This window comes from Arthrobacter sp. fls2-241-R2A-172, assembly GCF_030208885.1.
Taxonomy (GTDB): domain Bacteria; phylum Actinomycetota; class Actinomycetes; order Actinomycetales; family Micrococcaceae; genus Arthrobacter.
This window is the reverse complement of sequence record NZ_JARVTB010000001.1, coordinates 497,528-523,275: the sequence shown is the minus strand read 5'-3', so window position 1 is coordinate 523,275 and position 25,748 is coordinate 497,528. Positions and strand designations below refer to the sequence as shown.

General features: G+C 64.0%; 20 protein-coding genes, 2 tRNA genes and 1 pseudogene. 17 read left to right on the top strand and 6 right to left on the bottom strand.

What is annotated here, in order from left to right:
• Positions 1–6: 6 nt before the first annotated feature.
• A tRNA-Ser gene (locus QRM57_RS02465) sits at positions 7–94 on the top strand.
• A 38-nt stretch (positions 95–132) separates the two neighbouring features.
• Here the strand turns inward: QRM57_RS02465 and QRM57_RS02460 are convergent.
• Both QRM57_RS02460 and QRM57_RS02455 read right to left on the bottom strand, forming a co-directional pair.
• Positions 133–1,566 (bottom strand): MFS transporter, encoded by a 1,434-nt coding sequence (locus QRM57_RS02460; RefSeq protein WP_257370378.1) that lies wholly within the window; start codon positions 1,564–1,566, stop codon positions 133–135.
• A gap of 113 nt (positions 1,567–1,679) precedes the next feature.
• Positions 1,680–3,845, bottom strand: a complete 2,166-nt coding sequence (locus tag QRM57_RS02455; RefSeq protein WP_257370379.1) for a RecQ family ATP-dependent DNA helicase — start codon at positions 3,843–3,845, stop codon at positions 1,680–1,682.
• A gap of 125 nt (positions 3,846–3,970) precedes the next feature.
• On the opposite strand from QRM57_RS02455, the gene QRM57_RS02450 reads away from it, so the two are divergent.
• Genes QRM57_RS02450 through QRM57_RS02440 form a run of 3 tightly spaced genes read left to right on the top strand, consistent with a single transcriptional unit; the run spans position 3,971 to position 6,349 of the window.
• Entirely contained in the window at positions 3,971–5,389 is a 1,419-nt protein-coding gene (locus QRM57_RS02450; RefSeq protein ID WP_257370380.1) for a phosphomannomutase/phosphoglucomutase, read from the top strand.
• A gap of 9 nt (positions 5,390–5,398) precedes the next feature.
• A complete protein-coding gene (locus QRM57_RS02445) occupies positions 5,399–5,854 on the top strand; it encodes a hypothetical protein (RefSeq protein ID WP_284985457.1) in 456 nt (151 codons plus the stop codon).
• Positions 5,855–5,878: 24 nt separating this feature from the next.
• A complete protein-coding gene (locus QRM57_RS02440; protein WP_284985456.1) occupies positions 5,879–6,349 on the top strand; it encodes an RrF2 family transcriptional regulator in 471 nt (156 codons plus the stop codon).
• 121 nt (positions 6,350–6,470) lie between these two features.
• On the opposite strand, the gene QRM57_RS02435 is transcribed toward QRM57_RS02440, so the two are convergent.
• Positions 6,471–8,297 carry a phosphoenolpyruvate carboxykinase (GTP) gene (locus QRM57_RS02435; protein ID WP_257370383.1) on the bottom strand — a complete coding sequence of 609 codons (1,827 nt, stop codon included), beginning with the start codon at positions 8,295–8,297 and terminating at the stop codon, positions 6,471–6,473.
• A gap of 284 nt (positions 8,298–8,581) precedes the next feature.
• Here QRM57_RS02435 and QRM57_RS02430 point away from each other — a divergent pair.
• Positions 8,582–8,655, top strand: a tRNA-Arg gene (locus tag QRM57_RS02430).
• A 155-nt stretch (positions 8,656–8,810) separates the two neighbouring features.
• Here QRM57_RS02430 and QRM57_RS02425 read toward each other — a convergent pair.
• Positions 8,811–9,539 (bottom strand): FadR/GntR family transcriptional regulator, encoded by a 729-nt coding sequence (locus QRM57_RS02425; protein WP_235520029.1) that lies wholly within the window; start codon positions 9,537–9,539, stop codon positions 8,811–8,813.
• 320 nt (positions 9,540–9,859) lie between these two features.
• On the opposite strand from QRM57_RS02425, the gene QRM57_RS02420 reads away from it, so the two are divergent.
• The 12 genes from QRM57_RS02420 (at position 9,860) to QRM57_RS02365 (ending at position 24,150) form a co-directional block, all read left to right on the top strand.
• Entirely contained in the window at positions 9,860–11,482 is a 1,623-nt protein-coding gene (locus QRM57_RS02420; RefSeq protein WP_284985455.1) for an ABC transporter substrate-binding protein, read from the top strand.
• A gap of 93 nt (positions 11,483–11,575) precedes the next feature.
• Positions 11,576–12,532 carry an ABC transporter permease gene (locus tag QRM57_RS02415; protein ID WP_255774092.1) on the top strand — a complete coding sequence of 319 codons (957 nt, stop codon included), beginning with the start codon at positions 11,576–11,578 and terminating at the stop codon, positions 12,530–12,532.
• Between the two features lie 3 nt (positions 12,533–12,535).
• Complete coding sequence (locus QRM57_RS02410) at positions 12,536–14,650, top strand: dipeptide/oligopeptide/nickel ABC transporter permease/ATP-binding protein (protein WP_284985454.1); 2,115 nt, start codon at positions 12,536–12,538, stop codon at positions 14,648–14,650.
• Positions 14,647–15,453 carry an ABC transporter ATP-binding protein gene (locus QRM57_RS02405; RefSeq protein WP_284985453.1) on the top strand — a complete coding sequence of 269 codons (807 nt, stop codon included), beginning with the start codon at positions 14,647–14,649 and terminating at the stop codon, positions 15,451–15,453. The genes QRM57_RS02410 and QRM57_RS02405 overlap by 4 nt, the downstream gene beginning before the upstream one ends.
• Positions 15,454–15,491: 38 nt before the next feature.
• Complete coding sequence (locus QRM57_RS02400) at positions 15,492–16,409, top strand: dihydrodipicolinate synthase family protein (protein WP_284985452.1); 918 nt, start codon at positions 15,492–15,494, stop codon at positions 16,407–16,409.
• 5 nt (positions 16,410–16,414) lie between these two features.
• On the top strand, positions 16,415–17,380 hold the full coding sequence (locus QRM57_RS02395; protein ID WP_284985451.1) for an ROK family protein: 966 nt from the start codon (positions 16,415–16,417) through the stop codon (positions 17,378–17,380).
• A gap of 11 nt (positions 17,381–17,391) precedes the next feature.
• Positions 17,392–18,078 carry an N-acetylmannosamine-6-phosphate 2-epimerase gene (locus tag QRM57_RS02390; RefSeq protein ID WP_284985450.1) on the top strand — a complete coding sequence of 229 codons (687 nt, stop codon included), beginning with the start codon at positions 17,392–17,394 and terminating at the stop codon, positions 18,076–18,078.
• Between the two features lie 312 nt (positions 18,079–18,390).
• Positions 18,391–19,848 (top strand): dihydrolipoyl dehydrogenase family protein, encoded by a 1,458-nt coding sequence (locus QRM57_RS02385; protein ID WP_284985449.1) that lies wholly within the window; start codon positions 18,391–18,393, stop codon positions 19,846–19,848.
• Positions 19,849–19,918: 70 nt separating this feature from the next.
• Entirely contained in the window at positions 19,919–20,773 is an 855-nt protein-coding gene (locus tag QRM57_RS02380) for a P-loop NTPase family protein (RefSeq protein WP_284985448.1), read from the top strand.
• Entirely contained in the window at positions 20,770–22,806 is a 2,037-nt protein-coding gene (locus tag QRM57_RS02375) for a YhgE/Pip domain-containing protein (protein ID WP_284985446.1), read from the top strand. Before QRM57_RS02380 ends, QRM57_RS02375 begins: the two co-directional genes overlap by 4 nt.
• The gene (locus QRM57_RS02370; RefSeq protein WP_284985444.1) at positions 22,803–23,444 is read left to right on the top strand and encodes a TetR/AcrR family transcriptional regulator; all 642 of its coding nucleotides are present in this window, start codon (positions 22,803–22,805) and stop codon (positions 23,442–23,444) included. Before QRM57_RS02375 ends, QRM57_RS02370 begins: the two co-directional genes overlap by 4 nt.
• Before the next feature lie 73 nt (positions 23,445–23,517).
• Positions 23,518–24,150, top strand: a complete 633-nt coding sequence (locus QRM57_RS02365) for a hypothetical protein (protein WP_284985442.1) — start codon at positions 23,518–23,520, stop codon at positions 24,148–24,150.
• A 148-nt stretch (positions 24,151–24,298) separates the two neighbouring features.
• Here the strand turns inward: QRM57_RS02365 and QRM57_RS02360 are convergent.
• Both QRM57_RS02360 and QRM57_RS02355 read right to left on the bottom strand, forming a co-directional pair.
• A pseudogene (locus QRM57_RS02360) lies at positions 24,299–24,652 on the bottom strand (FAD-dependent oxidoreductase); the annotation flags it as partial.
• A 125-nt stretch (positions 24,653–24,777) separates the two neighbouring features.
• On the bottom strand, positions 24,778–25,689 hold the full coding sequence (locus tag QRM57_RS02355; protein ID WP_284985440.1) for an EamA family transporter: 912 nt from the start codon (positions 25,687–25,689) through the stop codon (positions 24,778–24,780).
• Between the last annotated feature and the right edge of the window lie 59 nt (positions 25,690–25,748).

Below are 25,748 nucleotides of genomic sequence, written 5' to 3'. Positions count from 1 at the left end.
GCAAAGGGAGACGTGCCAGAGCGGCCGAATGGGCTTCACTGCTAATGAAGTGTGGGGCACAACTCCACCGGGGGTTCAAATCCCCCCGTCTCCGCGAATTGGTCCCGGTTTTCGAACCGGGACCTTTTGCGTTTAACCCCGCTTCGCTCCCCCACTCACTTCGGCGCCCGCGTGCCGGTGCAAGGCCAGGCTGTCCACCGTGCTGATCAGCATCAGGACGGCCATGGCAATGAACGCCCCCTTATATGCCGCTACCTGGTCACCGCCCAGGAGATGCGTCGCTTCGAACAGCCGCAGGAACAAAGCTCCCACCGCGATGCCGGCCGCGGCAGCCAACTGAACCAGCGTCGCGGAGATCGCGTTGGCCGAGGGCAGCTGTTCCGGGACGATGTCCGCGTACTGCACCGAGGCGTACGCCGAGAATCCGATGGAGCGGAAAGCTCCGCTGAAGAGCAGCAAAGCGAAGATCACGGGCTCGGGAGTTTGGGCATCCAGGAACGCGCACAACGCAAACGTTACGGCGGAAGCGAACGAAGCGAAGACGAGCACCGGCTTGAACCCGAAGCGCCTGATCAAGGGCGTGGTGGCCGGCTTGATTCCGATGTTGCCAACGAAAACGGCGGCGACCATCACACCGGCTTTGAGGGGGTCCCAGCCAAAGCCATCCTGGAACATCAGCGGCAGCAGAAACGGCACCGAACTGATGGTCAGCCGGTAAATGAAACCGCCCGTGGAGGTCGCCCTGAACGTCCTGGTCCGGAACACTCCGAGGTTGAACAGGGGAACGTCGGCTTTCCGCATCCACCAGACAGCACCCGCGAGTGACAGCAGCCCTGCGGCGACCACCATGACGGCGATCGCGTTGGATGCGTGGCCGCCCAATGTTTCCAAACCCACCACCAAGGCACCCACACCCAGGGTGGTCAGCAGGAGCCCAAACCAGTCAAGGCGGCGCTTGGAGTCGAACTGGGTCCGGGGCACCAGCCTGAGCGCAGCAATGAACGCCGCCAGGCCAAGGGGCACATTGATGATGAAGATCCAGTGCCAGGACAGGAAGGTAGTGAGCGCGCCACCGACCATCGGAGCCAGTACAGGGGCGAGCAGTCCGGGCCACACCAAATAGGCGGTGGCCCGGAGGAGCTCGGATTTGGGAGTCCCGCGCAACACCACCAGGGTGCCAACGGGCACCATCATGGCCCCGCCCATGCCCTGGGCCACCCTGCTGAGGGTAAGCATGGACAGGTCTGTGCTCACGGCGCACAGCAGGGAGGCGACGGTGAACACCGAGATGGCGAGGCAGAAGATCCGGCGGGCACCGAACCGTTCAGCCAGCCAACTGCTGAGCGGGATTCCCATCGCAACCGTCACCAGGTATGCGGTCATGGTGATGTTGATGTCGGCCGGTGCCACGCGGAAATCGGAGGCGATGCTGGGGATTGCTGTGGTGAGGATGGTGCCGTCGAGGAACTCCATGAAGAACGTTGCAGCCACCAACAGGGCCAGGCGCGGCCGCCAGCTGGTTTCGCCGGGGGTGTCGACTTCTGTGTTGCTGGGGTTTGTGCTCATGGCTCCGGTCCAGGATCTGGCTGTGGGCCCGTGACAGGCCGCTGGCGTGTTGGCTCGATCCTATAGAGGCACAGTGGGAGCGATCACAACATGACGTTCTTTACCCCGCCTTCCTATCCCGCTTGCGCCAAGGCCAGGGGTAGAACGGCTCCCACACCGGCTTGGCGCAAGGCCAAGGCCGAAACTGTCATGGTCCAGCGGCTGTCGATAAGGTCGTCCACCAGCAGCACTGGCTGGCCTCCAGTACCAGCCAGGGCCTGGGCAAGGTCCGGGCCCACAACAAGCCGGTCCCAGACGCCGGCAAGCCTGTAGGCGCTGTTGCCTCCTCGGGCGCCGGTGGGCCCACCGTGTTGGGGCTGCAGCTGGCCCAGGTAGGGCATCCGCCCGATGCCGGCTATTCCCTGTGCCAGGGACTCCACCAGCTGCGGCTTACTCCTGGACGGGATGCTGACCACGGCTGCGGGTCGACCCACTCCGCTCCAAGGAGTTCCGCCTTCAGCTCCTGACCACTCACGAAGCACCTGGACACAGGCTTGCAGCATGGCCGGATCCACGGCGCGGTCCGGGGAACCAGCAGCGAACAATTCTCGCAGCGCCCCACCCCAGCCCAGGTCCGTCAGCCTGGCCAGGACCCGGCCTTCTGAGACGCTTTGGTCAGGTTTGATCTTGCCCTTGACGGCCACCCCCAGCCGATCCATGCCGCTGGGCCATTGGAGTCGCGGCTCCACGGCGATACCGGCGCGTCGTAGGGTCTGGCCAGCGGCATCGGCTGCCGAGGCTGCCACGTCCACGGGGAACCATCGGCCGGCACAGTTGTCGCAGCGACCACACGCTGCTGCGGTCTCGTCGTCGAGGACGGACGTGATGTACTCCATGCGGCATCCAGCCGTGTCCTGGTAGATCACCATGGAGTCCTGCTCGTCCACCCGCGCCTCTGCGATGCGTGCGTACCGCTCGGCGTCGTAATGCCAGGGGCTCCCGGTTGCTCTCCAGCCGCCGCCAACGCGTTCAACTGCCCCGTCCACGGCAAGGACCTTAAGGAGGAGTTCCAAGGGCGTGCGGCGGAGGTCCACGCGGGCCTCCAGAGCGACGGTGGACAAAGCTGAGCCTGCTTCCCCGAGGGCACCAAGCACGGCATCGGCCTTTTCAGCGGACGGCATGGAAGCCGTTGCAAAATACTGCCAGATCTCGCGGTCCTCTGAGCCTGGAAGCAGCAGCACGTCTGCATTGGCCGCTCCTCGGCCTGCGCGGCCAACCTGTTGGTAATAGGCAACGGGCGATGATGGTGCACCAAGGTGGATGACAAAACCCAGGTCCGGCTTGTCGAATCCCATGCCCAGCGCTGATGTGGCCACGAGCGCCTTCACCTGGTTGTCCTTAAGCAGTTGTTCTGCGCGCTCCCGGTCTGCAGGGTCCGTCCGGCCTGTATAGGACAAGACGTTGTGCCCGGCCTCAGCGAGGAGCCTGGCTGTGTCCTCCGCAGCTGAAACGGTGAGCGTGTAAATGATGCCGCTGCCGGGCATGTCTTTTAGATGGGTCAGCAGCCATCCCAGGCGGTCCCTGGAATCAGGCAAGGACAGGACGCCCAGGCGCAGGGACTCCCGCCCCAGGGCCCCACGGATGGTCAGTACTCCGGCACCGAGCTGTTCCTCTATGTCGTGGACCACCCGGGAGTTGGCCGTAGCCGTGGTGGCCAGCACCGGAACCGACTCCGGCAATTGGGCAATGAGGTCGGCGATGCGCCGGTAGTCGGGCCGGAAGTCGTGACCCCAGTCCGAAATACAGTGGGCCTCGTCAATAACCAGGAGGCCGGTACGGCGAATGAGCTCCGGAAGCTGGTTTTCCCGGAAAGATGGGTTGGTAAGGCGCTCCGGTGAAACCAGAAGGACATCAACTTCGTCGGCGGCCAGCTGCGCCAGGACGGTATCCCATTCGAGGGCGTTTGCAGAGTTGATGGCCACGGCACGCACTCCTGCCCTGGCGGCTGCAGCCACCTGGTCCCGCATGAGTGCCAGCAGCGGGGAAACAATCAGCGTTGGTCCCGCGCCCCGGCGCCGTAGAAGCAGGGATGCCACGAAGTAGACGGCGGACTTCCCCCAACCTGTCCTCTGGACCACCAGTGCCCTGCGGCCGGCATCGACCAACGCTTCAATAGCTTCGTACTGGCCGTCGTGGAACCGGGCTTCCGGGTGTCCCACCAACTCCCGCAGGCACGCCAGGGCCTGCTGTTCGGTAGGTGATTGCACGGAAACGGCAGCATTCGGGGAGTTGTTGGCCATGAACCCAGTATTCCAGCCACCCCCGACGCCCATCACCCGCGGACCTGGCTATGTGGATAGTGATTATCCACATAGCCCCCCGCCCGGTTCATGCCCCATTGCGTAGCCACAGTAGGATTGAGCGCGTGACTAGCGAGCAGAACAAGACATTCGACCTCTCGGCATCCTTCAAGGCGTACGACGTCCGGGGAATCGTGGGTGAATCCATCACGGCTGAAATTGTCGAGGCCGTAGGCGCTGCGTTCATCGACGTCCTGGGCCTTGAAGGCGGCACCGTTCTGGTGGGCGGCGACATGCGCCCTTCGTCCCCTGAGTTCAGCCAGGCTTTTGCCAACGGGGCAGCCACCCGGGGCGCCAACGTCCGGTTGCTGGACCTGATCTCCACCGACGAGCTCTACTACGCCTGCGGGGCCCTGAACGCAGCCGGAGCCACGTTCACAGCCAGTCACAACCCAGCCGAATACAACGGCATCAAGATGGCCAAGGCCGGCGCGCAGCCCATCTCATCGGAATCGGGCCTGAAGGAAATCCAGGCCCTGGCCGAGGAATACCTCAACACCGGCATCATTCCCGCAGCCGAAACCCGCGGAGAGATCAGTGTCCATGACGTCCTAAAGGACTACTCCGAGTACCTGCGCCAGCTCGTGGACCTCTCCGGCTCGCGTCCCCTGAAGATCGTGGTGGACGCAGGCAACGGCATGGCCGGACTGACGACCCCCGCAGTTCTCGGCGATAAATTGCTCCCTGCCCTGCCTTTCGAGATCGTGCCGCTCTATTTCGAACTCGACGGCTCGTTCCCGAACCATCCCGCCAATCCCCTCGAACCGGAAAACCTCCGCGACCTGCAGGCCGCCGTGGTCAAGCACGGTGCCGACATCGGCTTGGCATTCGATGGTGACGCTGACCGCTGCTTCGTGATCGACGAGAAGGGCGAGCCCGTCTCCCCGTCCGCCATCACCGGCATGGTGGCCAGGCGTGAAATCGCCCGTGCCCGGGCAGCAGGCGAGGAAACCCCCGTGATCATCCACAACCTCCTCACCTCCAAGGCCGTACCGGAACTGGTGGCCAAGGACGGCGGCCGTGCCGTACGCACCCGTGTGGGCCACTCCTTCATCAAGGCTGTCATGGCGGAGGAAGGCGCTGTCTTCGGCGGCGAGCACTCCGCGCACTTCTACTTCCGGGACTTCTGGAACGCTGACACAGGCATGCTCGCAGCCATGCACGTCCTCGCTGCCCTCGGCGAGCAGGACGGCCCGCTCTCCGAGCTCGGCCGCCAATACGAGCCCTACGTTTCATCCGGAGAAATCAACTCCGAGATCGAAGACAAGGCCGGGGCCGTGGAGCGGGTCCGCGTGGACTTCGAAAGCGAAGACATCGACATCGACCACATGGACGGCTCCACGTTCACTGCAAAGGACGGCAGCTGGTGGTTCAACCTGCGGCCTTCCAACACTGAACCGTTCTTGCGCCTGAATGCCGAAGCCAAGGACCAGCCCACCATGGAGAAGATCCGCGACCGCGTCCTGGCTCTGGTTCGGGCCTAAGGCCAAGCCATGACCGACCAGTCCACCGGCGAGACGTTGCCGGAAGAATCCGACCAGGACCGCGAGCTCCGGGAGACACTGGGCACGGCGCTGGGGACCGCGCAGGAGCACATCCAGCAGAACGGTGGTTTCTTTCCGTTCGGCGTGACGCTTTCGAACGATGGTGAGTTCCGGATCGTGATGATCGCGCCCGGCGAGCCGGACGAAAATGGTGACGTCGATGCCGGGCAGATGCTGACCGATATCCACCAGCTCCTGCGCCAGGGCCGCGACGATTTCAAAGCGGTGGCCCTTGTCAGTGACGTCATGTTGCCGGACCATGGTTCGGACGGCATCCATGGTGCCGCCGAACACAGGAATGGCGAAGTCCGGGCAGCAATCATCCCGTACTCCCCCACCGCGGAGGGGTTTGCCTTCCGTCCTATGGAGCCCGATACCCACGAGCCATCCATCTGGGTGGACTAGACCCTACTCATATGAGCTGATCCCATGAAAATCAACGCGTTCGCAGACGTTAGCCTCCGCGCCATCATGGTGTTGGCCGCGGCCCCCGAAGGCATGTTGTTGACCACACAGGCCGTGGCCGACGCCGTGGGGACGCCGTACAACCACGTCAGTAAAGCCATGGTCCGGCTCCGTGCTTTAGGTTTCATTGACGTCGAGCGTGGCCGGCTTGGTGGTTCGCGGCTCAGCGAACACGGCCGGCGGGCCACCGTCGGCGAGGTCCTGCGCCACTTGGACAGCCGGCAGGATCCAGCCGAGTGCCAATCCCCCACCAAGAATTGCCCGCTCATCAACGAGTGCGAACTGCGCCGGGCCATGACCCGGGCCAAGGAGGCCTTTTACCGCGAGCTCGACTCCGTGGTCATTTCCACCCTTCCGCACGCGCGCCAAATGAACCCGGTGTTCCAATCAATCGGGCTCCGTCCGGAGTTCAGGACACCCGCCCCACTGACCTAACCGCCGCGCGGAACGATACCGTTCCTAACCTGCGCGAAGAACGACGGCGGCCCGCCACCTTTCCAACGAAAGGTGACGGGCCGTCGTCGTTCACTTAAGAACGCCGTTGTTCCTAAGAGGTCTAGCCCAGACGGGACTTGAGCCCATCCAGCTCGGACTGGAGTGCCGCCGGGAGCGATTCGCCGAAGTTGGCGAACCATTCCTCGATGGACGCCAGCTCGGTTGCCCATTCTTCAGGATCGACGCGCACGGCTGCCTCGACCTCTGCCGGGGTCATGTCCAGCCCTTCGAGGTCGATGGATTCGCCGGTCGGTACGAAACCGATCGGAGTCTCCACAGCGTCAGCCTTGCCTTCAAGGCGCTCGATGGCCCACTTCAGGACGCGGGCGTTGTCACCAAAGCCCGGCCAGGCGAAGCCGCCCTCAGCCGTGCGACGGAACCAGTTGACCAGGAAGATCTTGGGCAGTCGCTCCGGGTTGGCCTTCGCGGACAGGTTGACCCAGTGGTTTAGGTAGTCGCCCGCGTCGTATCCGATGAACGGCAGCATGGCCATGGGGTCGCGGCGGACAACACCGACGGCACCGGCTGCAGCAGCCGTGGTTTCCGAGGACAGCGTGGATCCCATGAAGATACCGTTGGACCAGTTGCGGGCCTCGGTAACCAGCGGAATGGTGGTCTTGCGGCGGCCACCGAACAGGATGGCGGAGAGCTCAACGCCTTCGGGGCTGAAGTACTCTTCGGCCAGCATGTCGATCTGGTCGATCGGCGTGCAGAAGCGGGAGTTCGGATGCGCGGCGGGGGCGTCGGAGTCCGGTGTCCAGGACTCGCCGCGCCAGTCGGTCAGGTGCGCCGGAGTCTCCTCCGTCATGCCCTCCCACCAGACGCCACCGTCATCAGTCAGTGCGACGTTGGTGAAGATGCTGTTGCCCTTGGCGATGGCACGCATGGCGTTGGGGTTGGTGCCCCAGCCGGTGCCGGGAGCGACGCCGAACAGGCCGGCTTCGGGGTTGACGGCGCGGAGCTCGCCTTCCTTGCCGAAGCGCATCCAGGTGATGTCGTCGCCCAGGGTCTCCACCTTCCAGCCCTTGATGGTGGGGTCGAGCAACGCGAGGTTGGTCTTGCCGCACGCGGACGGGAAGGCAGCAGAGATGTAGTAGGTCTTCTGCTCCGGGGAGGTCAGCTTGAGGATCAGCATGTGTTCGGCCAGCCAGCCCTCGTCGCGGGCCATCACCGAGGCGATGCGCAGGGCGTAGCACTTCTTGCCGAGGAGGGCGTTTCCGCCGTAACCGGATCCGAAGGACCAGATGGAGCGCTCTTCGGGGAAGTGGACAATCCACTTGTCCGGGTTGCAGGGCCAGGCGACGTCGGCCTGGCCGGCTTCCAGCGGGGCACCGAGTGAGTGCAGGGCCGGGACGAAGAAGGCATCGGTTTCGGTGATGCGGTCCAAGACGTCCGTGCCAATGCGGGCCATGATGCGCATGGAGGCAACAACGTAGGCGGAGTCGGTGATCTCGACGCCAAACTTGGGGTCTTCAGCATCCAGGTGGCCCATGACGAACGGAATGACGTACATGGTGCGGCCACGCATGGAGCCGGCGAACAGACCGCGCAGCTTCTGCTTCATCTCGGCCGGGGCCATCCAGTTGTTGGTGAAGCCTGCGTCGCGCTCGTTTTCGGAGCAGATGAAGGTCTGCTCTTCCACACGGGCAACGTCAGCCGGGTCAGAGAATGCCGCGAAGGAATTCGGGAACGTCTCCGGGTTCAGCCGCTTGAGCGTGCCGGCCTCGACAAGCTCGTCGGTGAGTTTCTTGTTTTCTGCTTCGCTGCCATCGACCCAGTGGATGCGGTCCGGCTGGGTCAGCTCGGCAACTTCCTCAACCCAAGCCAGCAGGCGTGCATGCGTAGTAGGTGCCTTCTCAAGCAGCGGCAGTCGCGCCAGATCGCCCATTGTGGTTCCCTTCCTCGGGTTCAGTGGTGTGTCCTAAACGATAGGGGCCGCGGACCAGACCAATGGGCTGTCAGACATCGGACAACTGTGGGGCCGAAAAGTAAAAACGCCTAGAAATCAGGGGCAATGGCTCGCCAGAGGCAGATTTAAGTGACTAAGGTCACGTAGACCGGTCTAGTTGCGCAGATTACAGCTTTTCGATTTGGAACTTCACATGAACTTCTGTAAAGTTTATTGAGGTTCGAGGGGGTCAGAGAAACAGACCGCCGAGAATCACACGAAATGCGCCCATAGCTCAGCTGGATAGAGCGTCTGTCTACGGAACAGAAGGTCAGGGGTTCGAATCCCTTTGGGCGCACAAATAAAGACCCGCACCGGTTCGCCGGTGCGGGTCTTTTGTTTTCTCAGCATTAGTTCGCACAGCGCGCGGTGACCCGCGCGCAGAACGGAAAGAGCCGCCGTCGTACTTCAGGTGAAAGTACGACGGCGGCCCGTCACGTTGCGAGTGGAGGGTCAGTCGCCCACGGCCTCGCCGATACGGCGGCGGATTCCGTCGAAGTGCCGGTTGAGCAGCTCGGAGGCTGAGGCCTTGTCCCCGGCGGCAACGGCGGCGTAGATGTTGCGGTGCATGGCGGCGGTCTTCATGAGGTCCTCGTTGCCCGGACCGATTTCGACGTGGATCTTCCGGTAGACCTTCCAGAAAACACCCATCAGGTTGATCAGGAGCTCGTTGTTGAGCGGCTCGAAGAGCCTGCGGTGGAATTCAGCATCGGCGGCCACGAAGTTTTCGCCGGCAGCGGCGAGATCCTCCATCTGCTTCACCGCTTCCTCAATGGAGGCAAGCTGTTCGGGTGTCATGACGTCCATCGAAGAGCCGATCAAGCCCGACTCCAACGCCTGGCGCACATCGACGAGCTGCAACGCCTCAAGCCCCTGGTGCCGCAGCGACAACCGGCCCCTGAAGGTGAGGCCGTCGGCGAGGGCGTCAAAATTGCTCGGGGCCACGAACATGCCGAAGCCATGCCGGATCTCAATGACGCCCAGGGCTTGCAGGACCTTGAGGGATTCGCGCAGCGTATTGCGCCCCACTCCGAGAGCCACTGACAGCTCGCTCTCTGTCGGCAATGGATCGCCCGCCTCCAGCTCGCGCTCGAGGATCAATTCCATAATGTCCGACTGCAAGGCACGAAGCCGGGCCTGTGCACTGAACCGCGCCTGCGGAACTACACCGGAAGTTGTCATGGCTTTCTCCTTGCCGCTGCATCACCCGGGAAGCCTGGGCGATGCGGTGTTAATATTGAGGCGAGCTTAGCGCCCACCGCAGAATGAGTGACTCGCAACATACAATATCGGATGTCCCACCTCCTTGATAAGTATGTTCAGGGATTTCGCTGGGATTTCCCCTTAGGACCGGCCGCAGCCGGAAAACCGCCGGGCGCGCGGACGAGGCCAGGCCGCCCACTCTCACTTGACGTTCTCTTGTGACCGCCCTTACAGTTTCCATACGAGCATCGGACGTCCTACATCCGATAACCCACGAAACGCGATTGGTGAGGCACCCTATGAGCAAGACGATCAACAGCCTGCCGCTGGTCAATGACGCCAGCCGCCGGAACTTCCTGAAGCTAAGCGGCGCAGTTGGTGCAGCAGCCGCCTTCACGGCAACACTTTCTGCGTGCGGCGGCGCTGCCAGCACGACCACCGGCACCAGCACCAACACGGCCGCCGTCAACAAGGACCTCACCATCGAGGCAGGCATTTCCTACGCGCTCTCCACAGGCTTCGACCCGCTGAGCTCTTCGGGTGCGACGCCGATGGCTGCCAACCTGCATATCTTCGAAGGCCTCATCGAGCTGCACCCGGCCACCCGCGAGCCCTACAACGCCCTGGCCGCAGCGGACCCCAAGAAGATCAACGACACCACCTATCAGGTGACCATCCGCGATGGCGCAAAGTTCCACGACGGCTCCCCCGTTACGACCGAGGACGTCGCTTTCTCCTTCACCCGCGTGATGGACCCGGCGAACAAGTCGCTGTTCTCGCAGTTCATCCCCTTCATCCAGGACGTCAAGCCTGTTGATGCCAAGACGGTGGAGTTCACCCTTAAGTACGCCTTCCCCGGCTTCGGACCCCGGATCTCCGTGGTCAAGATCGTCCCCAAGGCACTCGCTACCGATCTGAAAGCCTTCGACGCCAAGCCAGTCGGCTCCGGACCGTACAAACTCATCTCCGCAGTCAAGGACGACAAGATCGTCTTCGAGGCATTCGCCGACTACAACGGCCCCAAGCCTGCACTGGCCAAGGGCATGACCTGGCTGCTGCTCTCCGATGCCGCTGCCCGCGTCACCGCAGTCCAATCCGGCCGCGTCCAGGCCATCGAGGACGTTCCCTACCTGGACGTCGATGGGCTGAAGTCCAAGGTGAAGGTCGAATCCGTCCAGTCCTTCGGCCTGCTGTTCCTCATGTTCAACTGTGCCAAGGCACCGTTCGACAACAAGCTGGTCCGCCAGGCACTGCACTACGGCCTGGACAAGGAAGCCATCATCAAGAAGGCCCTGTTCGGAAACGCCAAAGCCGCTACCTCCTACTTCCAGGAAGGCCACCCGGACTACGTCAAGGCCAAGAACGTTTATGGCTTCGACACGTCGAAGGCCGAGGAACTCCTGAAGCAGGCCGGTGTCACCACCCTCGAATTCGAACTCCTCACCACAGACACCGCCTGGGTTAAGGACGTTGCGCCACTGATCCTCGAATCCTGGAACAAGATCCCCGGCGTCAAGGTCACCGTGAAGAGCCTCCAGTCCGGCGCCTTGTACAGCGACCGTGTTGGCAAGGGTGACTACTCCGTAGTCGCAGCCCCGGGCGATCCCTCCGTCTTCGGCAACGATGCAGACCTCCTGCTGAGCTGGTTCTACTCGGGTGCCACCTGGATGGACAAGCGCGCTTTCTGGACCACCCCGGAGCGCACCAAGCTGCAGGGCCTTATGGACAAGGGCTCGCAGGCCTCGGGCGATGACGCCAAGAAGATCGTCGGCGAAATCGTGGACATGGTCTCTGATGAAGTGCCGCTCTACCCGGTCTTCCACCGCCAGCTTCCCAGCGCCTGGGACGAAAAGAAGCTCAACGGCTTCCAGCCCCTTCCCACCACCGGCCTGTCGTTCGTCGGCGTCGGACGCACTGCCTAAGCAATCCTTCGCGTTGTGAGGCCTGCTCTGCAGGGTTGAACCCCTAAATACCCTGCGGAGCGGGCCCCACAACCAGATCAACCGGAGAACAAATTGGTCACGATATTGCGTCTGCTTGGCCGCAGGCTTGCAGCATTGCCATTGATGATCCTGGGCATCACGTTGCTCGTCTTCCTCGTCCTTCAGGCCGCTCCCGGCGACCAAGCCAGTTCAGCCCTCGGCGACGGCGCCAGCGAAGAAGCGAAGCAGCAATACCGCCAGGACAATGGCCTGAACGACCCCCTGGTCCTGCAGTACTTCCGTTTCCTCGGCAAGCTCCTGCAGTTCGACCTCGGCGTCACCACCCCACCGGCAAAGTCGGTGGCGTCCATGATCGGCTCGGCCTTCCCGCTGACCCTGCAACTGACTTTCCTGGGCGTCCTCATCGCGATCGTCCTCTCCCTGGCCTTTGGCATCATGGGCGCCCTGTACCGCGACAAGTGGCAGGACCAGTTGGTCCGCGTCTTCTCAATCGCCGCAATTGCCACGCCGTCGTTTTGGCTGGGCATCCTGCTGATCCAGTGGTTCGCCCTGGGTGAGAACCCCATGTTCCCCTCGGGCGGAATTGCGACGCCGGAATCCGGCTTTGGCGGTTGGCTCAACTCCATGGCCCTCCCGGCTTTGGCCCTCGGCATTCCCGTGTCCGCGTCCCTGATCCGTGTGGTCCGTACCTCCATGGTGGAAGAACTGGACCGCGACTACGTCCGGACCGCCATCGGCAACGGTGTCCCCTACCGCGAGGTCGTCTCCAAGAACGTCCTCCGCAACGCCCTCGTCACACCGGTGACCGTGCTGGGACTGCGCGTTGGCTACCTGCTGGGCGGCGCCGTCGTGATTGAAATGATCTTCGCCTTGCCCGGCATGGGCCAGCTGATCCTCAACGGCATCACCAATCTGGACGTCAACCTGGTCCAGGGCGTGGTGCTCACCATCTCGGTCACCTTTGTTCTGGTGAACATCGTGGTGGACCTTCTCTACCTGCTTATCAACCCCCGAATCAGGACGGTATAGCTCATGCGCAGCAAGCTCGCAGAACGGCTAAGTGCCCCGGGCATTCGTTTCAAGGCCCTGCCCTGGGGCTCCCGTATCGCCCTGCTTTTCCTTGTGCTGATTGTGCTGGCGGCCATCTTCGCGCCCGTCATCGCCCCGCATGATCCGCTGGAAACATTCATTCCCGCCACGCCTCCGGGCGCCGAGCACTTCTTCGGCACCGACCGCCTGGGCCGGGACATTTTCTCCCGCCTGCTTTTCGGCGCACAGTCGTCGCTGATGATCGGCCTCGGCGCGGTTGCGCTGGCCATCCTTGCCGGTGCACTCCTCGGTTCGTTCGCGGCCGCGTCCAGCAAGTCCGTCAATGAAATCATCATGCGGCTCATGGACATCCTCATGGCGTTCCCGGGCATCGCCCTGGCCGCTGTGCTGCTGGCAGCGTTCGGCAACTCGGTGCCCACCATCATCATCGCGATCGCCATCATCTACACCCCGCAACTTGCCCGGGTGGTCCGCGCCAACGTGCTGGCCCAGTATGGCGAGGACTACGTCCGTGCCGAGCGGGTCATCGGAGCCGGCCGCTTCTACATCCTGGTCAAGCACATTGTCCGCAACACTGCCGCTCCCGTGCTGGTGTTCGCCACGGTCATGGTTGCCGACGCCATCATCCTCGAAGCCTCGCTGTCCTTCCTGGGGGCAGGCGTCCAGGATCCCGCACCGTCATGGGGCAACGTGATCTCCTACGGCCGCAACCTGGTCCTGTCCGGCGGCTGGTGGGCCACTACGTTCGCGGGCCTCACCATCCTTTTGACCGTTCTTTCCTTGAACATCCTGGCCGAGGGCCTCACCGACGCCATGGTGAACCCGAAGCTTCGCCGCGCCCCCGTGGTGAAGGACGACGACGGTTCGGCTGCAGTTATTGCCGTGGACACCGCAGTTGGTACGTCCGTTGCCCAGCCTTCAGTGGTTGAGGAACACGAGCTCGACGGCGTACTGGCGGCTTCCAGCGCCGGCGCCACTTCAGAGGTGGGCGCCTCAGCCGTCCTCACCGATGTGAAGCTCGCCGCCGCCAACCCGCACCTCCTGCTGGACCGCGAACTGGAACTCCTGGCAGCAATCGAAGCGAAGCGCACCGACCGCCTCCCGCAGGTACCGGCAGGCTCACGCAACGTGCTGGAAGTAAAGAACCTGTCCATCCGGTTCCCAGGCCGCTTCGGCGACATCGCGATCGTAGACAACGTGTCCTTCACTGTCCGCGAGGGCGAAACGATGGGCCTTGTGGGCGAGTCCGGTTGCGGCAAGTCCATCACCTCGCTGGCCGTCATGGGCCTGCTCCCCAAAACCGCGGAGGTCACGGGCTCCATCAAGTTCGATGGCAAGGAACTCTTGGATTCCAGCACCAAGCACAGCGATCCCAAGGCCTACGTTGGCCTGCGCGGTGAGCAGATCGCCATGGTCTACCAGGACGCCCTCAGTTCGCTGAACCCGTCCATGAAGATCAAGGACCAGATGGAGCAACTCACCAAGCGAGGTGGCCGCAAGACACCCGCGGAACTGCTGGAGATGGTGAAGCTGGACCCGGTCCGGACACTTGCCAGCTATCCGCATGAGCTTTCCGGCGGCCAGCGACAACGTGTGCTGATTGCCATGGCGTTGTCCCGTTCCCCCAAGATCGTGGTGGCCGACGAGCCGACGACCGCCCTGGACGTCACTGTCCAGAAGCAAGTTGTGGATCTGCTGAACGAGCTGCGGGAACAACTCGGGTTTGCCATGGTGTTCGTCAGCCACGACCTCGCGTTGGTGGCCTCCCTGGCCCACCGCATCACTGTGATGTACGCCGGCCAGGTGGTGGAATCCGCGCAGGCTTCCGAGCTTCTGCGGAACCCCAAGCACGAGTACACCCGCGGCCTGCTGGGTGCCGTCCTGTCCATTGAAGCGGACGCCGCCAGGCTCCACCAGATTCCGGGCACCGTGCCATCCCCGCGCGACTTTGCCACGGGAGATCGCTTTGCCGCCCGGTCGCTGCGCCCCGACGCCGATCCCCACCAAAAGCTGGTGCTCACTTCGGTGGCCTCGGCCAATGGCGATGACGATGCCGACCACTACTGGGCAAGCCACCTGAAGGAGGACGCACGATGAGTGAATCAACCGGCAAACCGGTCATCGAGCTCAAGGACGTCAAGGTCTACCACCATGCACGGACCGATGGCCTGTTCCGCCCTAACATCGTCAAAGCGGTAGACGGCGTCGACTTCACCATCAGCCGCGGCGAAACCGTCGGCATCGTCGGTGAGTCCGGCTGCGGCAAGTCCACGCTTGCTTCGGTGCTCGTGGGACTGCAGCCGCCGACGTCGGGCAAGGTTTTGTTCCACGGACAGCCGGCCATCAAGCGGAACGCAGCCATGCGCAAGGCGTTTGGCCGCTCCGTGTCCGTGGTCTTCCAGGACCCGGCCACGGCGCTGAACCCGCGCATGACCATCCAGGACATCCTCACCGATCCACTGCAGATCCATGGCATCGGCAACGCTTCCTCCCGTGCCGCCAAGGTCAAGGAACTGTTGGCGCTGGTCGGCTTGCCGCAATCGGCGGCCGAAGTAACGCCGTCGCAGGTTTCCGGTGGCCAGCGCCAGCGCGTGGCGATTGCCCGCGCGTTGGCCCTGGACCCGGACATTATCGTGGCGGACGAACCGACGTCGGCCCTGGACGTTTCGGTCCGCGCGCAGGTCCTGAACCTGCTCTCCGACCTGAAGACCCAGCTGAATCTGGGAATGGTGTTTATTTCCCACGACATCCAGACCGTCCGCTACGTCTCGGACCGGATCTGCGTCATGTACTTCGGCAAGATCGTCGAGCAAGGCTCCGCTGCGCAAGTCTTCGACAACCCGAGCAACGACTACACCAAGAAGCTGCTGGGCGCCGCGCCGAGCCTTCTTCACATCTAGTTTTTTCCCTTCACAAGTTACAAACAACGGAGATTTCTGTGTCCACTCAATTCCAGGGCGTCATCCCCCCGGTCATCACCCCCCGCCACGCCGACGGCAGCATCGACACCGCGTCGCTGAAGAACGTCACCAAGCACCTGATCGACGGCGGTGTGTCCGGCCTTTTCGTCCTGGGCTCCTCCGGCGAAGTCCCCTACCTGACCAACGACGAGCGTGAGCTGGTGGTCTCCACCATCGCCGACGCCAACGCCGGTGCGGTCCCGCTGATCGTGGGCGCCAACGAGCAGACCACCACCCGCGTGATCGAGGAAGCCCGCAAGGTGGTTGACCTTGGTGCCGACGCGATCGTGGTGACCTCCATGTACTACGCAATCGGCAACGCAGCGGAGACGGAGACCCACTTCCGCGACATCCACGCCGCCATCGGGAAGCCGATCTTCGCCTACGACGTTCCCGTCCGCACCCACTTCAAGCTGCCCACGGATCTTTTGGTCCGCCTCGGCCGCGACGGCGTGATCGCCGGCGTCAAGGACTCCTCCGGCGACGACGTCTCCTTCCGCCAGCTGCTCCTGGCTGCCAAGGACATCCCCAACTTCGACATCTTCACCGGCCACGAAGTAGTGGTGGATGGCGCCCTCCTTGGCGGCGCGCAGGGTGTTGTCCCGGGGCTCGGCAACGTGGATCCGGCCGGCTACCGCCGCCTGTTTGATGCTGCGCAGGCCGGCGACTGGGCTACAGCGGCACGCGAGCAGGACCGCCTGGCCGACGTCTTCGAGATCGTCTACGCCCCCAACGGACGCGTCTCCGGAGGCGCAGCCGGCCTGGGTGCGTTCAAGACCGCGCTGCAGGTGATGGGCGTCATCGAGTCCAACACCATGAGCTCGCCCATGCTCAGCCTGAACGATTCCGAGACCGCTGCGATCCGGGAAATCCTGGAACGCAACGGGCTGGTCTAACCTTCATGACCCACGTGATCGGCGTTGACCTCGGCGGCACCAAGACCGCCGCCGGGGTTGTCTCCCCCTCTGGCGAAGTTCTAATGACGGAGACCATTCCGACGTTGAACCGGGACGGTGGCGAAGCGATCCTGGACGCCACCGCTGCGCTGATCGCGGGCTTGGCGGAGCGCGCTGCCGACGCCGGACATCCAGTGTCCGGCGTCGGCGTCGGCTCCGCCGGGGTCATTGACGCTACGTCCGGGATGGTGGTGTCCGCGACCGACGCAATTTTGGGCTGGGCAGGGACTCCGCTGGTTTCCGGACTCTCTTCACGCCTCGGCCTTGCTGTTCGGGCCGTCAACGATGTCCACGCTCATGCCCTCGGCGAGGCATGGCTGGGAGCCTCGGCCGGTTCGGCCAGCTCACTGATGGTCGCGTTCGGCACAGGGGTTGGCGGCAGTTTCGTGCTGGGTGGCTCCCCAGTCCTGGGGCACCGTTTTGTTGGCGGGCATGTGGGTCATTTCGCTTCACCTTTCGCGGTTTCCGACGGCGTTCCGTTGCCTTGTGTTTGTGGTTCGGCCGGTCACGTTGAGGCGATAGCTTCCGGGCCTGCGATCCATGAGGCGTATCTGCGCGGTGGCGGCTCTGCTGTGTCAGCGACCGACACGCGCGGCGTGTTCTCGCTGGCCGCTGCTGAAGATCACGACGGCGGTGCCTCCTTTGGGGCCAGCCGCGACGCCGCTGTGCGCGCCATCCACGTCGGTGCCACCGCAGCCGGCCAGTCCGTGGGCGGCCTCATTAACATCCTGGACCCCGAAACAGTGGTGATCTCCGGAGGACTGGCCGACGCCGGAGACCTCTGGTGGAAACCCATGGAAGCTGCCCTACGCCAGGAACTCTTGGCCCCCTTGGCTGCAGTCCCCGTGCTCAGGGCGTCCCTGGGCAACTCCGCTGCCATTATTGGCGCCGCAAAACTCGTCCTTCTTTAAAGGGAGACATCATGATCCTCACCCCCAAAAACCTTGAAGCCCTCCGCTCTCAGCTGATCGTCTCCTGCCAGGCCTACCCGGGTGAGCCCATGCGTGATCCCCGGACAACGGGCCAGGTGGCGGCATCCGCTGTGATCGGCGGGGCTGCGGCGATCCGCGTCCAAGGGTTGGCCGATGTGCAGTTCACACGCGCCGCCGTCGAGGTCCCTGTCATCGGACTGTGGAAGGACGGGCACGACGGCGTCTTCATCACCCCCACACTCCGGCACGCCCTTGCAGTGGCGAACGCAGGGGCGCACGTTGTGGCGATCGATGGAACACGCCGGACCCGTCCGGATGGGCTGTCCTTGTCTGCCACCGTTGCCGGTGTCCACGCAGAGTCGCATGCTCTGGTCATGGCCGATTGTGGCTCGTTCGATGACGCCGTTGCCGCCGTCGAAGCCGGGGCTGACCTGATCGGCACCACGTTGTCCGGCTATACCGGCGAGCGCGCCAAGACGGATGGGCCGGACCTAGAGCTTCTTGAGAAGATTGCAGCCGCTGACCTGGGGAAACCCCTGATCGCCGAAGGCCGCATCCATACTCCCGCCCATGCCCGCCAGGCCCTCGACGCCGGCGCGTTCGCCGTGGTTGTTGGCACGGCAATCACCCACCCGGCCAGTATCACGGGCTGGTTCAAGGGCGCGATGCACGCCTAGCCCGTGTTGCGAGGCCCGCTCTGCGCCCCAAAACCCACACCAACCCCGCACAACCGGCCCCACAACGCACCACCCACACATGCCAGGCCCACTCTGCGCCCCAAAACCCACACCAACCCCGCACACCAGGCCCCACAACGCACCACCCCCACTTGCGGGGCCCGCTCTCCGCCCCAAAACCCACTCCAACCCAGCACACCAGGCCCCACAACGCACCACCCACACTTGCGAGGCCCACTCTGCGCCCCAAAACCCACACCAACCCCGCACACCAGGCCTCACAACGCAGCGCTCCCGGCGTAGGCTTTCCCCATGACTGCCGAGAGCTCCCGCGAGTACGACGTAATAGTGATCGGCGCAGGCGCCGTGGGGGAAAACGTGGCGGACCGGGTGGTCCGGGGCGGCCTGTCGGCGGTGATCGTGGAGAACGAGTTGGTGGGCGGCGAGTGTTCCTACTGGGCGTGCATTCCTTCGAAGGCACTCCTCCGCCCGGGGAGTGTGCTGCACGCGGCCCAGGTCATCCCGGGCGCGTCCGAGGCCATCACCGGGGTGGTGGACGCGAAGGCCGCGCTGAAGCATCGCGACTGGTTCACCAACAACTGGGAAGACGGCAGCCAGGTCGAATGGCTGGACAGCGCCGGCATCGACCTCATCCGTGGCCGCGGCCGAATCACGGGGGCCCGCGAGGTCCAGGTGGACGGCCTGGACGGAAACAGCTACGCCCTGAAGGCGCATCATGCCGTAGTGGTGGCAACGGGTTCCAGACCCACTATCCCGGGGATCGCGGGCTTGGAAGACGTACCCTTTTGGACGACGCGCGGCGCCACGGCAGCCAAGGAGATCCCCAAACGCCTCGTGGTCCTGGGCGGTGGAGTGGCTGGTGTTGAAATGGCGCAGGCGTTCGCGCGGCTCGGATCCAAGGTGGCGGTTGTCGCCCGCGGCCGCCTCCTGAGCAGCTATCCGGAGGAAGCGGCCAACCTTGTCCTGGCGGGCCTCCGCGCCGACGGTATCGATGTCCGCCTCCACACTGACGTGGACAAGGTGGAAAAGAACGACGACGGCTCGGTAACAGTCACGCTCGACGGCGCAACGCTCCAAGCCGATCAACTCCTGGTCGCTTCAGGAAGGCACCCGTCCTTGGCCAACCTTGGCCTGGACAGTGTGGGCATCGAAGCGCCTGACGGCAAACCCCTCAAGCTCACCACGGACGCCAGCGGGCTCGTCGACGGTCCTGCCAGCGATGGCACCAGTGGGCTGTGGCTCTACGCGGCCGGGGATGCCGCGGGCAAGGTGCTCCTGACCCACCAGGGCAAGTACGAGGCCCGCGCCACGGGGGACGCCATTGTCGCCCGGGCCAACGGCAACCTCAAGGGCACTCCGCAGCCGTGGAGTCCATGGGCCCACACTGCCAACGACCACGCTGTACCAAGTGTCGTGTTCACTGATCCCGAAGTTGCTTCCGTGGGACTGAGCCTGGAGCAGGCCCTCCTGCAGGGAAAGAACGTCACGGGCGTCGAGTTGCCCATCAACGTATCCGGTTCCCAGTTGCACTCCCCCGACTACAAGGGGTGGGCGCAGATGGTGGTGGACGAGGACCGGAAGGTGATCCTCGGTGCAACGTTTGCCGGTCCGGGCGTGGCTGAGCTGCTCCACTCAGCCACCATCGCGATCGTGGGAGAAGTTCCCTTGGACAGGCTGTGGCATGCGGTTCCGTCCTACCCGACCATCAGCGAGATCTGGTTGCGCCTGCTGGAAAAGTACGGACTCTAGACTCTATTTGAACTGACCAGTCAGTTCAGTTAGACTTTTCGCAGACACCATTTCTGCGAAAGGCTTCATTGTGCTGTCCGTACAGCAACTCCAGATCAACGGCCGCCGGGGCGATCTCCTTCCGGCAACGTCCCTCACCGTGAGCCGCGGGGAACTCCTGCTGGTGGCCGGCGAAGGCCAAGACCAGCGGACAGCTTTGGCATTGGCCCTTAGCGGCCGCATGAAGCCCAGCAATGGCGTCCTCAGCTGGGAGAACAACACCAAGACCAAGAAGATCCGCCTCGCGAGCGCCCTGGTTGACTCCCCCGGCGTCAACGAGCCGGAGCAGCACCTCAGCGTCCGGGACCTCGTCACCGAGGACCTCTCGCTCATCCCGCGCCGCTACCGTGGAGCGCTGCTGAGCAAGCCCTGGCTGAAGGTCAACAGCTTTGAAGACATCGCCGACCTGTGGATCGAACAGCTGCCTGCGGGCCGGCGCCTGGAACTCCTGTCCGCGCTCGCCCTGGCTGACCCTGCCACCGACCTCCTGGTGGTGGACTCCCCCGACCGGCACAGCGCCGATCCGTCAACGTGGTTGCCTCGCCTGCAGGCCCTGGCGTCCGACGCCGGGCGGCCGCTTGCGGTGGTAGCCGTGGTCGGTGCCCTGCCGGACATCTGGACCGGTGCGGCCGCGGTGATCGGTAACTCAGTTTCGCACCCGCCCGAACCGGAATCGGAACCCACCCCCTTGGCGCCCGAGCCGGCTGCCGCCGTCGAGCCCCAGCACGCCGTCGAGTCGCGGCCCAGCGCGGAGCCCAAGCCGCACGCAAAGCACGCCGGCGACGCGGCACCCGAAGCGGCCGAACCCACCGTCGAACCCGACGTCGAGACGGCCGAACCCCTCGACGAACCCGAAACCCAAAACCTCCAAAGGACTGCAAAGTGACTGTTCTGCGGCTCGCCCGCTCCGAACTCAAGCGCATGACCGGCGGGCTCCTGCCCAAGCTGACCATCCTCGCCCTGACCATGGTTCCGTTGTTGTACGGTGCCGTGTACCTTTACGCGAACTGGGATCCGTACGGCAACCTGAACCAGATCGACGCCGCCCTGGTAGTCGAGGACACCGGTGCCACCGCCAAGGACGGCAGCGAACTGCAGGCGGGCAAGAAGGTGGCGGACAGCCTGGTGGAAGGCCATGTCTTCAACTGGAAGCAGGTCGCCAGCGCCGAGGATGCGGACGCCGGCGTCAAGACCGGCGAATACGCCTTCGCGCTGCGGATCCCCAAGGACTTCTCCGCAAACCTGGCATCCCCGGGCAGCTTCGACGCCGCCAACCAGGCCATGCTGCACGTGACCACCAATGACGCCAACAACTACCTGTTGAGCACTATTGTGGACAAACTCACCACCGCTGTGCACTCCACGGTCGCCAAAGAGGTGGGCGAAGAGACAGCCAACCAGCTCCTCACCGGTTTCGGCACCATCCACGCTTCAATCGTCAAAGCAGCGGACGGCGCAGGACAACTCGCCGATGGTGTCGGCAAGCTCAGCGACGGCGCCGCGACCCTCCATGACGGCACCACGCAACTGGTTGCCGGCGCCGACCAGCTGGTCGCCGGCCAAACGAAACTGCGCGACGGCGCGGTACAGCTCAACGGAGGCGCCAGCCAGCTGAGTTCCGGCCTGACAGAGCTCAAGAACAAGACCTCCACGCTGCCTGCAGACTCCCAGAAGCTGGCTGACGGCGCGGCACAGGTCGCCGCCGGAAACGCCCAGTTGAACGCGAAAGTCCAGGACGTCGTGGGTCAGCTCGAAGCCGCGGACAAGGGTCTGCGCACCAGGGTTGTGGAGTCCAACACCCGGCTGGTGACGTCCGGTGTGCTCACACAGGAGCAAGCTGACAAGGTCCTGGCAGACTTCGATGCCGCTGCTGCATCCAACCCGGTCCAGGACGCCAAGGCGAAGATCTCCGGCGACGCCGCAAAGATCCAGCAACTCTCCGACGGCTCGGCCGCGGTGAGCGCCGGGGCCTCAAAGCTTGCAGCCGCCACCCCCACGCTCACAGACGCCATCTCCAAGGCAGCCGCTGGCGCCGGCCAGCTCCAAACCGGCGCGTCCACCCTCGCCGCCGGTCAACAGTCGGCGCTCGATGGGGCGGCAAAGCTCGACGACGGCGCCCGCCAACTGGACGACGGCGCCGGCCAACTCGCGAGCGGCGCAGTGACCGCCTCCGATGGTTCACACACCCTGGCCTCCGAACTCGCGAAGGGCGCGGGAGACATCCCCAACCCGAACGACGAGCAAAAGAGCAGCGTCTCCAAGGTGATCGCTGATCCCGTCGCAGTGGAGAACGTCTCGCAGGCCAAAGCCAACTCCTATGGCGCCGGCCTTGCACCGTTCTTCCTGACTCTTGCCTTGTGGATCGGCGTGTTCATGCTGGTCCAGGCCATGCGGCCCATCACCCAGCGCGCCCTTGCCTCGAACGCACCTTCCTGGAAGATTGCCGTGGGCGGCTGGTTGCCGTTCTTCGTGGTCTCCGTTTTCCAGGCCACGATCCTCACACTCGTAGTGAACCTGGGCCTGGGTCTCAACGCCTCGCACCCGATCGGCATGTGGCTGTTCATGCTGGCAGCCGTCATGGCGTTCACCGCGATCATCCAAGGCATTGTGGCCCTCCTCGGGACGCCCGGCAAGTTCGTGGTGCTGATCCTCCTGGTCCTCCAGCTCGTTTCCTCCGGCGGCACCTTCCCTTGGCAGACCACGCCGATGCCGTTGCATGTGGTCCACGAGATCATGCCCATGGGCTACGTTGTCACGGGTATGCGGCACCTGATCTACGGCGGTGAGCTCAGCATGATCTGGCCTACCGTACTGGGCCTGCTTGGGTACACTTTGCTGGGAGCGGCGCTGTCCACCCTCGCCGTCCGCAAGCACAAGATGTGGACCCTTAAGACCCTGAAGCCGGAGATCGCAGTATGAGCACCAGCGAGCCGCTCTCTTCGGATTCCGCGGTGGGCGGGAGCAAGAAGCTTCGGCCCGAACGAACCAACGCCACTAAGCAACGCTTGTTCGAGGCCTCCATGGAGCTGATCGGCGAACGCGGCGCTGCCGGAGTGACAGTTGACGAAATCGCCGCCGCCGCCGGGGTTTCCAAAGGATCCGTCTACTACAACTTCGGCAGCAAGTCCGACCTCATCGCCCAACTGCTGCGGCATGGCGTGGACATCATGCTGGTCCGGCTCCAGGACGTCCAAGGCCAGAGCAGCGACCCGCTCGAATCCATGAAGAACATGGTGGGTCAGGCGATGGAGTTCATGGACGACTACCCGTCGTTCGCCCGCCTGTGGGTCAGCGAAAACTGGCGCACGCCGGGCGAATGGAGCGCGGTGTTCACGGAACTCCGCGCCGAACTCCTCGCAGTCATCGGCTCGGCGGTGGAACGGGTGGCAGAGGGCTACAGAGTGGACGAGTCGATCGCCCGCGGGAGCCTGGAAGCAGCCATCTTCGGTGCGATCTTCGTCGTGGGGCTCGACCAGCAGACCTACAACCCGGAACGAACCCGCGACCAAAGCGTCGCGGCTGTGATGACCATCATGAACGGGTACGTCATCAAGTAAGACGGTATCCAACTGCAATCTACGACGGCGTGGCGTGGCCACTTGGTCGGCGATGATTAACCTCATGCGTCACATGGGGAACAGCGGAAAGCTAGCGGTCATTGCCGCCTTCGTATCCCTGGGGCTGTTGGTGCTCGCCGCCGTCGTCCTCGAGGAACTGGTGCTGTACCTCTTCCTGGGCGCCGTGCTGCTCTGCTACCTGTCCTGCATCGTCCAGCTCTTCAACCGTCGCAGGTACCTGGTGGTTCTCCTCGGCGCAGCCGGCACCAGCCTGTTCATCGGATTCAGCATCGCCTTCCTTCGGATGTGGGGCCTGGCGTTCAACCAGGACACCAACGCCATGGGAAGCGCCGTCAGCACCGAAGACTCGGACATCTACTTCTACCTCGCAGCGGTGGCCGGTGTTGGCACCTTGGCGGTGATGTTCCTCGGAGCCGTGGTGCCGTCCTTCGGATCGCGGACACCTGCTCCCGCCAAGCGGCCGGCATCCGGGGCCAAGCGAATTCCGGCTGCACGCAAGCCAACCCCGCGGCCTGCTTCCCCACGCCCAACCACTCCGGCCAAGCGTCCCACGGCTCCCCGAACTTCTTCCGGCGCCTCCAAGACCACCACGGTGAAGCGCCCCGCTCCACGAACGCCGGCGACGCCAGCCAAGCGACCGGCGTCGAGCTCTTCTTCCCAACGCAGGCCGGCACCTAAACGCTAAGCCCTGCCTTGTGAGGCCCGCTCTGCGTGCTGACGCGAGAGCAAAACACGCAAAGCAGGCCCCACAACCGAACCACGCCACGTTGCGGGCCCGCTCTGCGCGCCTACGCGAGAGCTAAGCACGCAATGAAGGCCCCACAACGCGCGGGTCAGGAGTCGAAACCCAACCCCACGGCGTCGAGCGCTTTGAGGATGAGGTTCCGTTTGCCCTGGTTGTGGTCCGCCCTGTCCATGGACCAGCGAGTCAGGTTGATGCCCAAGGAAGCCAACGGTTCTGGCGGGAAGGGCAAGGGCCGTTTCCTGACCATTTCCACACGCGTGCGTTCAGTGTCCAGACCAGCCAACAGGTCCAGGAGCACATCGGCCGCGAACGCCGTGGCACCAACTCCGAGTCCCGTGAAGCCAGCAGCGTAAGCCACCCTGTTCCTGCGCGCGGTGCCGAAGAAGGCACAGAACTGCGTGCTCGAATCGATGGGCCCTGCCCACTTGTGCGTGAACTTCAGCACCCAGGTGAAACACGTGATGTTCGAGCTGGAGGGCCAGGCTGAGAAGGACTGGCACCGAACCATCTTTACTTTGCGCTGATCCCCTCCCGTTGCGGGGCCTGCTCTGCGCGCTAAGGCGAGAGCTAAACGCGCAAAGCAGGCCCCGCAACGGGGATGTCCGGGCGTTTCCGCGTGACGCCGAGCACTGCGGTCGCCACGCCCAGCAGCAGGATCAGCCCGCCCAGGATTTCGGCTGGTGTGGGAATCTCGTTCAGGACCAGCCAAGCCGCCGTCATGCCCACCACCGGGACCAACAGCGTGAAGGGCACGACGTCGGAACTTGGGTAGAGCGACAACAGACGGTTCCAGATGCCATAGCCCACCAGCGAGGCGAACACTGCGGTATAGATCGCACTCAGGATCGTGGCTGCCTGAAGGTCCGAAAGCGTCGCCCACACCGCGTCCGGACCGTCCACAACGAGCGACAATCCTGCCAACGGGACGGGCACCACCGCACCGGACCACACCACCAGGCCAAGCCCGGACTTGGCCTTCGAGTGCCGCGCCACCACGTTGCCCACCGCCCATGACAACGCCGCTGCGAGCACGATCATCAGCGGGAGCACCGGGGCTACTGCGCTGCGCCCCAAGGCCACCACCGCCAAGCCTGCGATGCCAAGCACTACCCCGGCCAGTTGGCGGCGGCTGGGCCTCTCACCGAGGAACCTGGAAGCCAGCAAAATGGTGAACAAAACCTGCGCCTGGAGGACCAGGGACGCCAGGCCAGCCGGCATCCCCAGTGCCATGCCGAGATAGAGGAGCCCGAACTGGCCGGCACTCATGAAGAGTCCGACGCCGACAATCGCCTTCCAGCCGACGTCGGGTTTGCGGATGAACAAGATGAAGGGGAACACGACCAGGAGGAAGCGCATGGCGACGAAGAGCAACGGCGGCACATCCCGGCCGTTCGCGTGCAGGCCGAGGTCGATGGCGACGAAGTTGATGCCCCAGAGGACGGCTACCAGGACGGCGAGAGCAGAGTGGCGAAGGTTCACAAGACCACTCTGGACCCCTTGACCTTGAAGCACCAGCATTGATTTCCGCATGGAACCAC

Bases quoted from the DNA above. Each gene is read 5' to 3' on its own strand.
- QRM57_RS02385 (WP_284985449.1), top strand. From the start codon at position 18,391: ATGACTGCCGAGAGCTCCCGCGAGTACGACGTAATAGTGATCGGCGCA.
- QRM57_RS02395 (WP_284985451.1), top strand. From the start codon at position 16,415: ATGACCCACGTGATCGGCGTTGACCTCGGCGGCACCAAGACCGCCGCC.
- QRM57_RS02445 (WP_284985457.1), top strand. From the start codon at position 5,399: ATGACCGACCAGTCCACCGGCGAGACGTTGCCGGAAGAATCCGACCAG.
- QRM57_RS02425 (WP_235520029.1), bottom strand. From the start codon at position 9,539: ATGACAACTTCCGGTGTAGTTCCGCAGGCGCGGTTCAGTGCACAGGCC.
- QRM57_RS02405 (WP_284985453.1), top strand. From the start codon at position 14,647: ATGAGTGAATCAACCGGCAAACCGGTCATCGAGCTCAAGGACGTCAAG.
- QRM57_RS02365 (WP_284985442.1), top strand. From the start codon at position 23,518: ATGGGGAACAGCGGAAAGCTAGCGGTCATTGCCGCCTTCGTATCCCTG.
- QRM57_RS02435 (WP_257370383.1), bottom strand. From the start codon at position 8,297: ATGGGCGATCTGGCGCGACTGCCGCTGCTTGAGAAGGCACCTACTACG.
- QRM57_RS02460 (WP_257370378.1), bottom strand. From the start codon at position 1,566: ATGAGCACAAACCCCAGCAACACAGAAGTCGACACCCCCGGCGAAACC.
- QRM57_RS02455 (WP_257370379.1), bottom strand. From the start codon at position 3,845: ATGGCCAACAACTCCCCGAATGCTGCCGTTTCCGTGCAATCACCTACC.
- QRM57_RS02420 (WP_284985455.1), top strand. From the start codon at position 9,860: ATGAGCAAGACGATCAACAGCCTGCCGCTGGTCAATGACGCCAGCCGC.
- QRM57_RS02410 (WP_284985454.1), top strand. From the start codon at position 12,536: ATGCGCAGCAAGCTCGCAGAACGGCTAAGTGCCCCGGGCATTCGTTTC.
- QRM57_RS02440 (WP_284985456.1), top strand. From the start codon at position 5,879: ATGAAAATCAACGCGTTCGCAGACGTTAGCCTCCGCGCCATCATGGTG.
- QRM57_RS02370 (WP_284985444.1), top strand. From the start codon at position 22,803: ATGAGCACCAGCGAGCCGCTCTCTTCGGATTCCGCGGTGGGCGGGAGC.
- QRM57_RS02390 (WP_284985450.1), top strand. From the start codon at position 17,392: ATGATCCTCACCCCCAAAAACCTTGAAGCCCTCCGCTCTCAGCTGATC.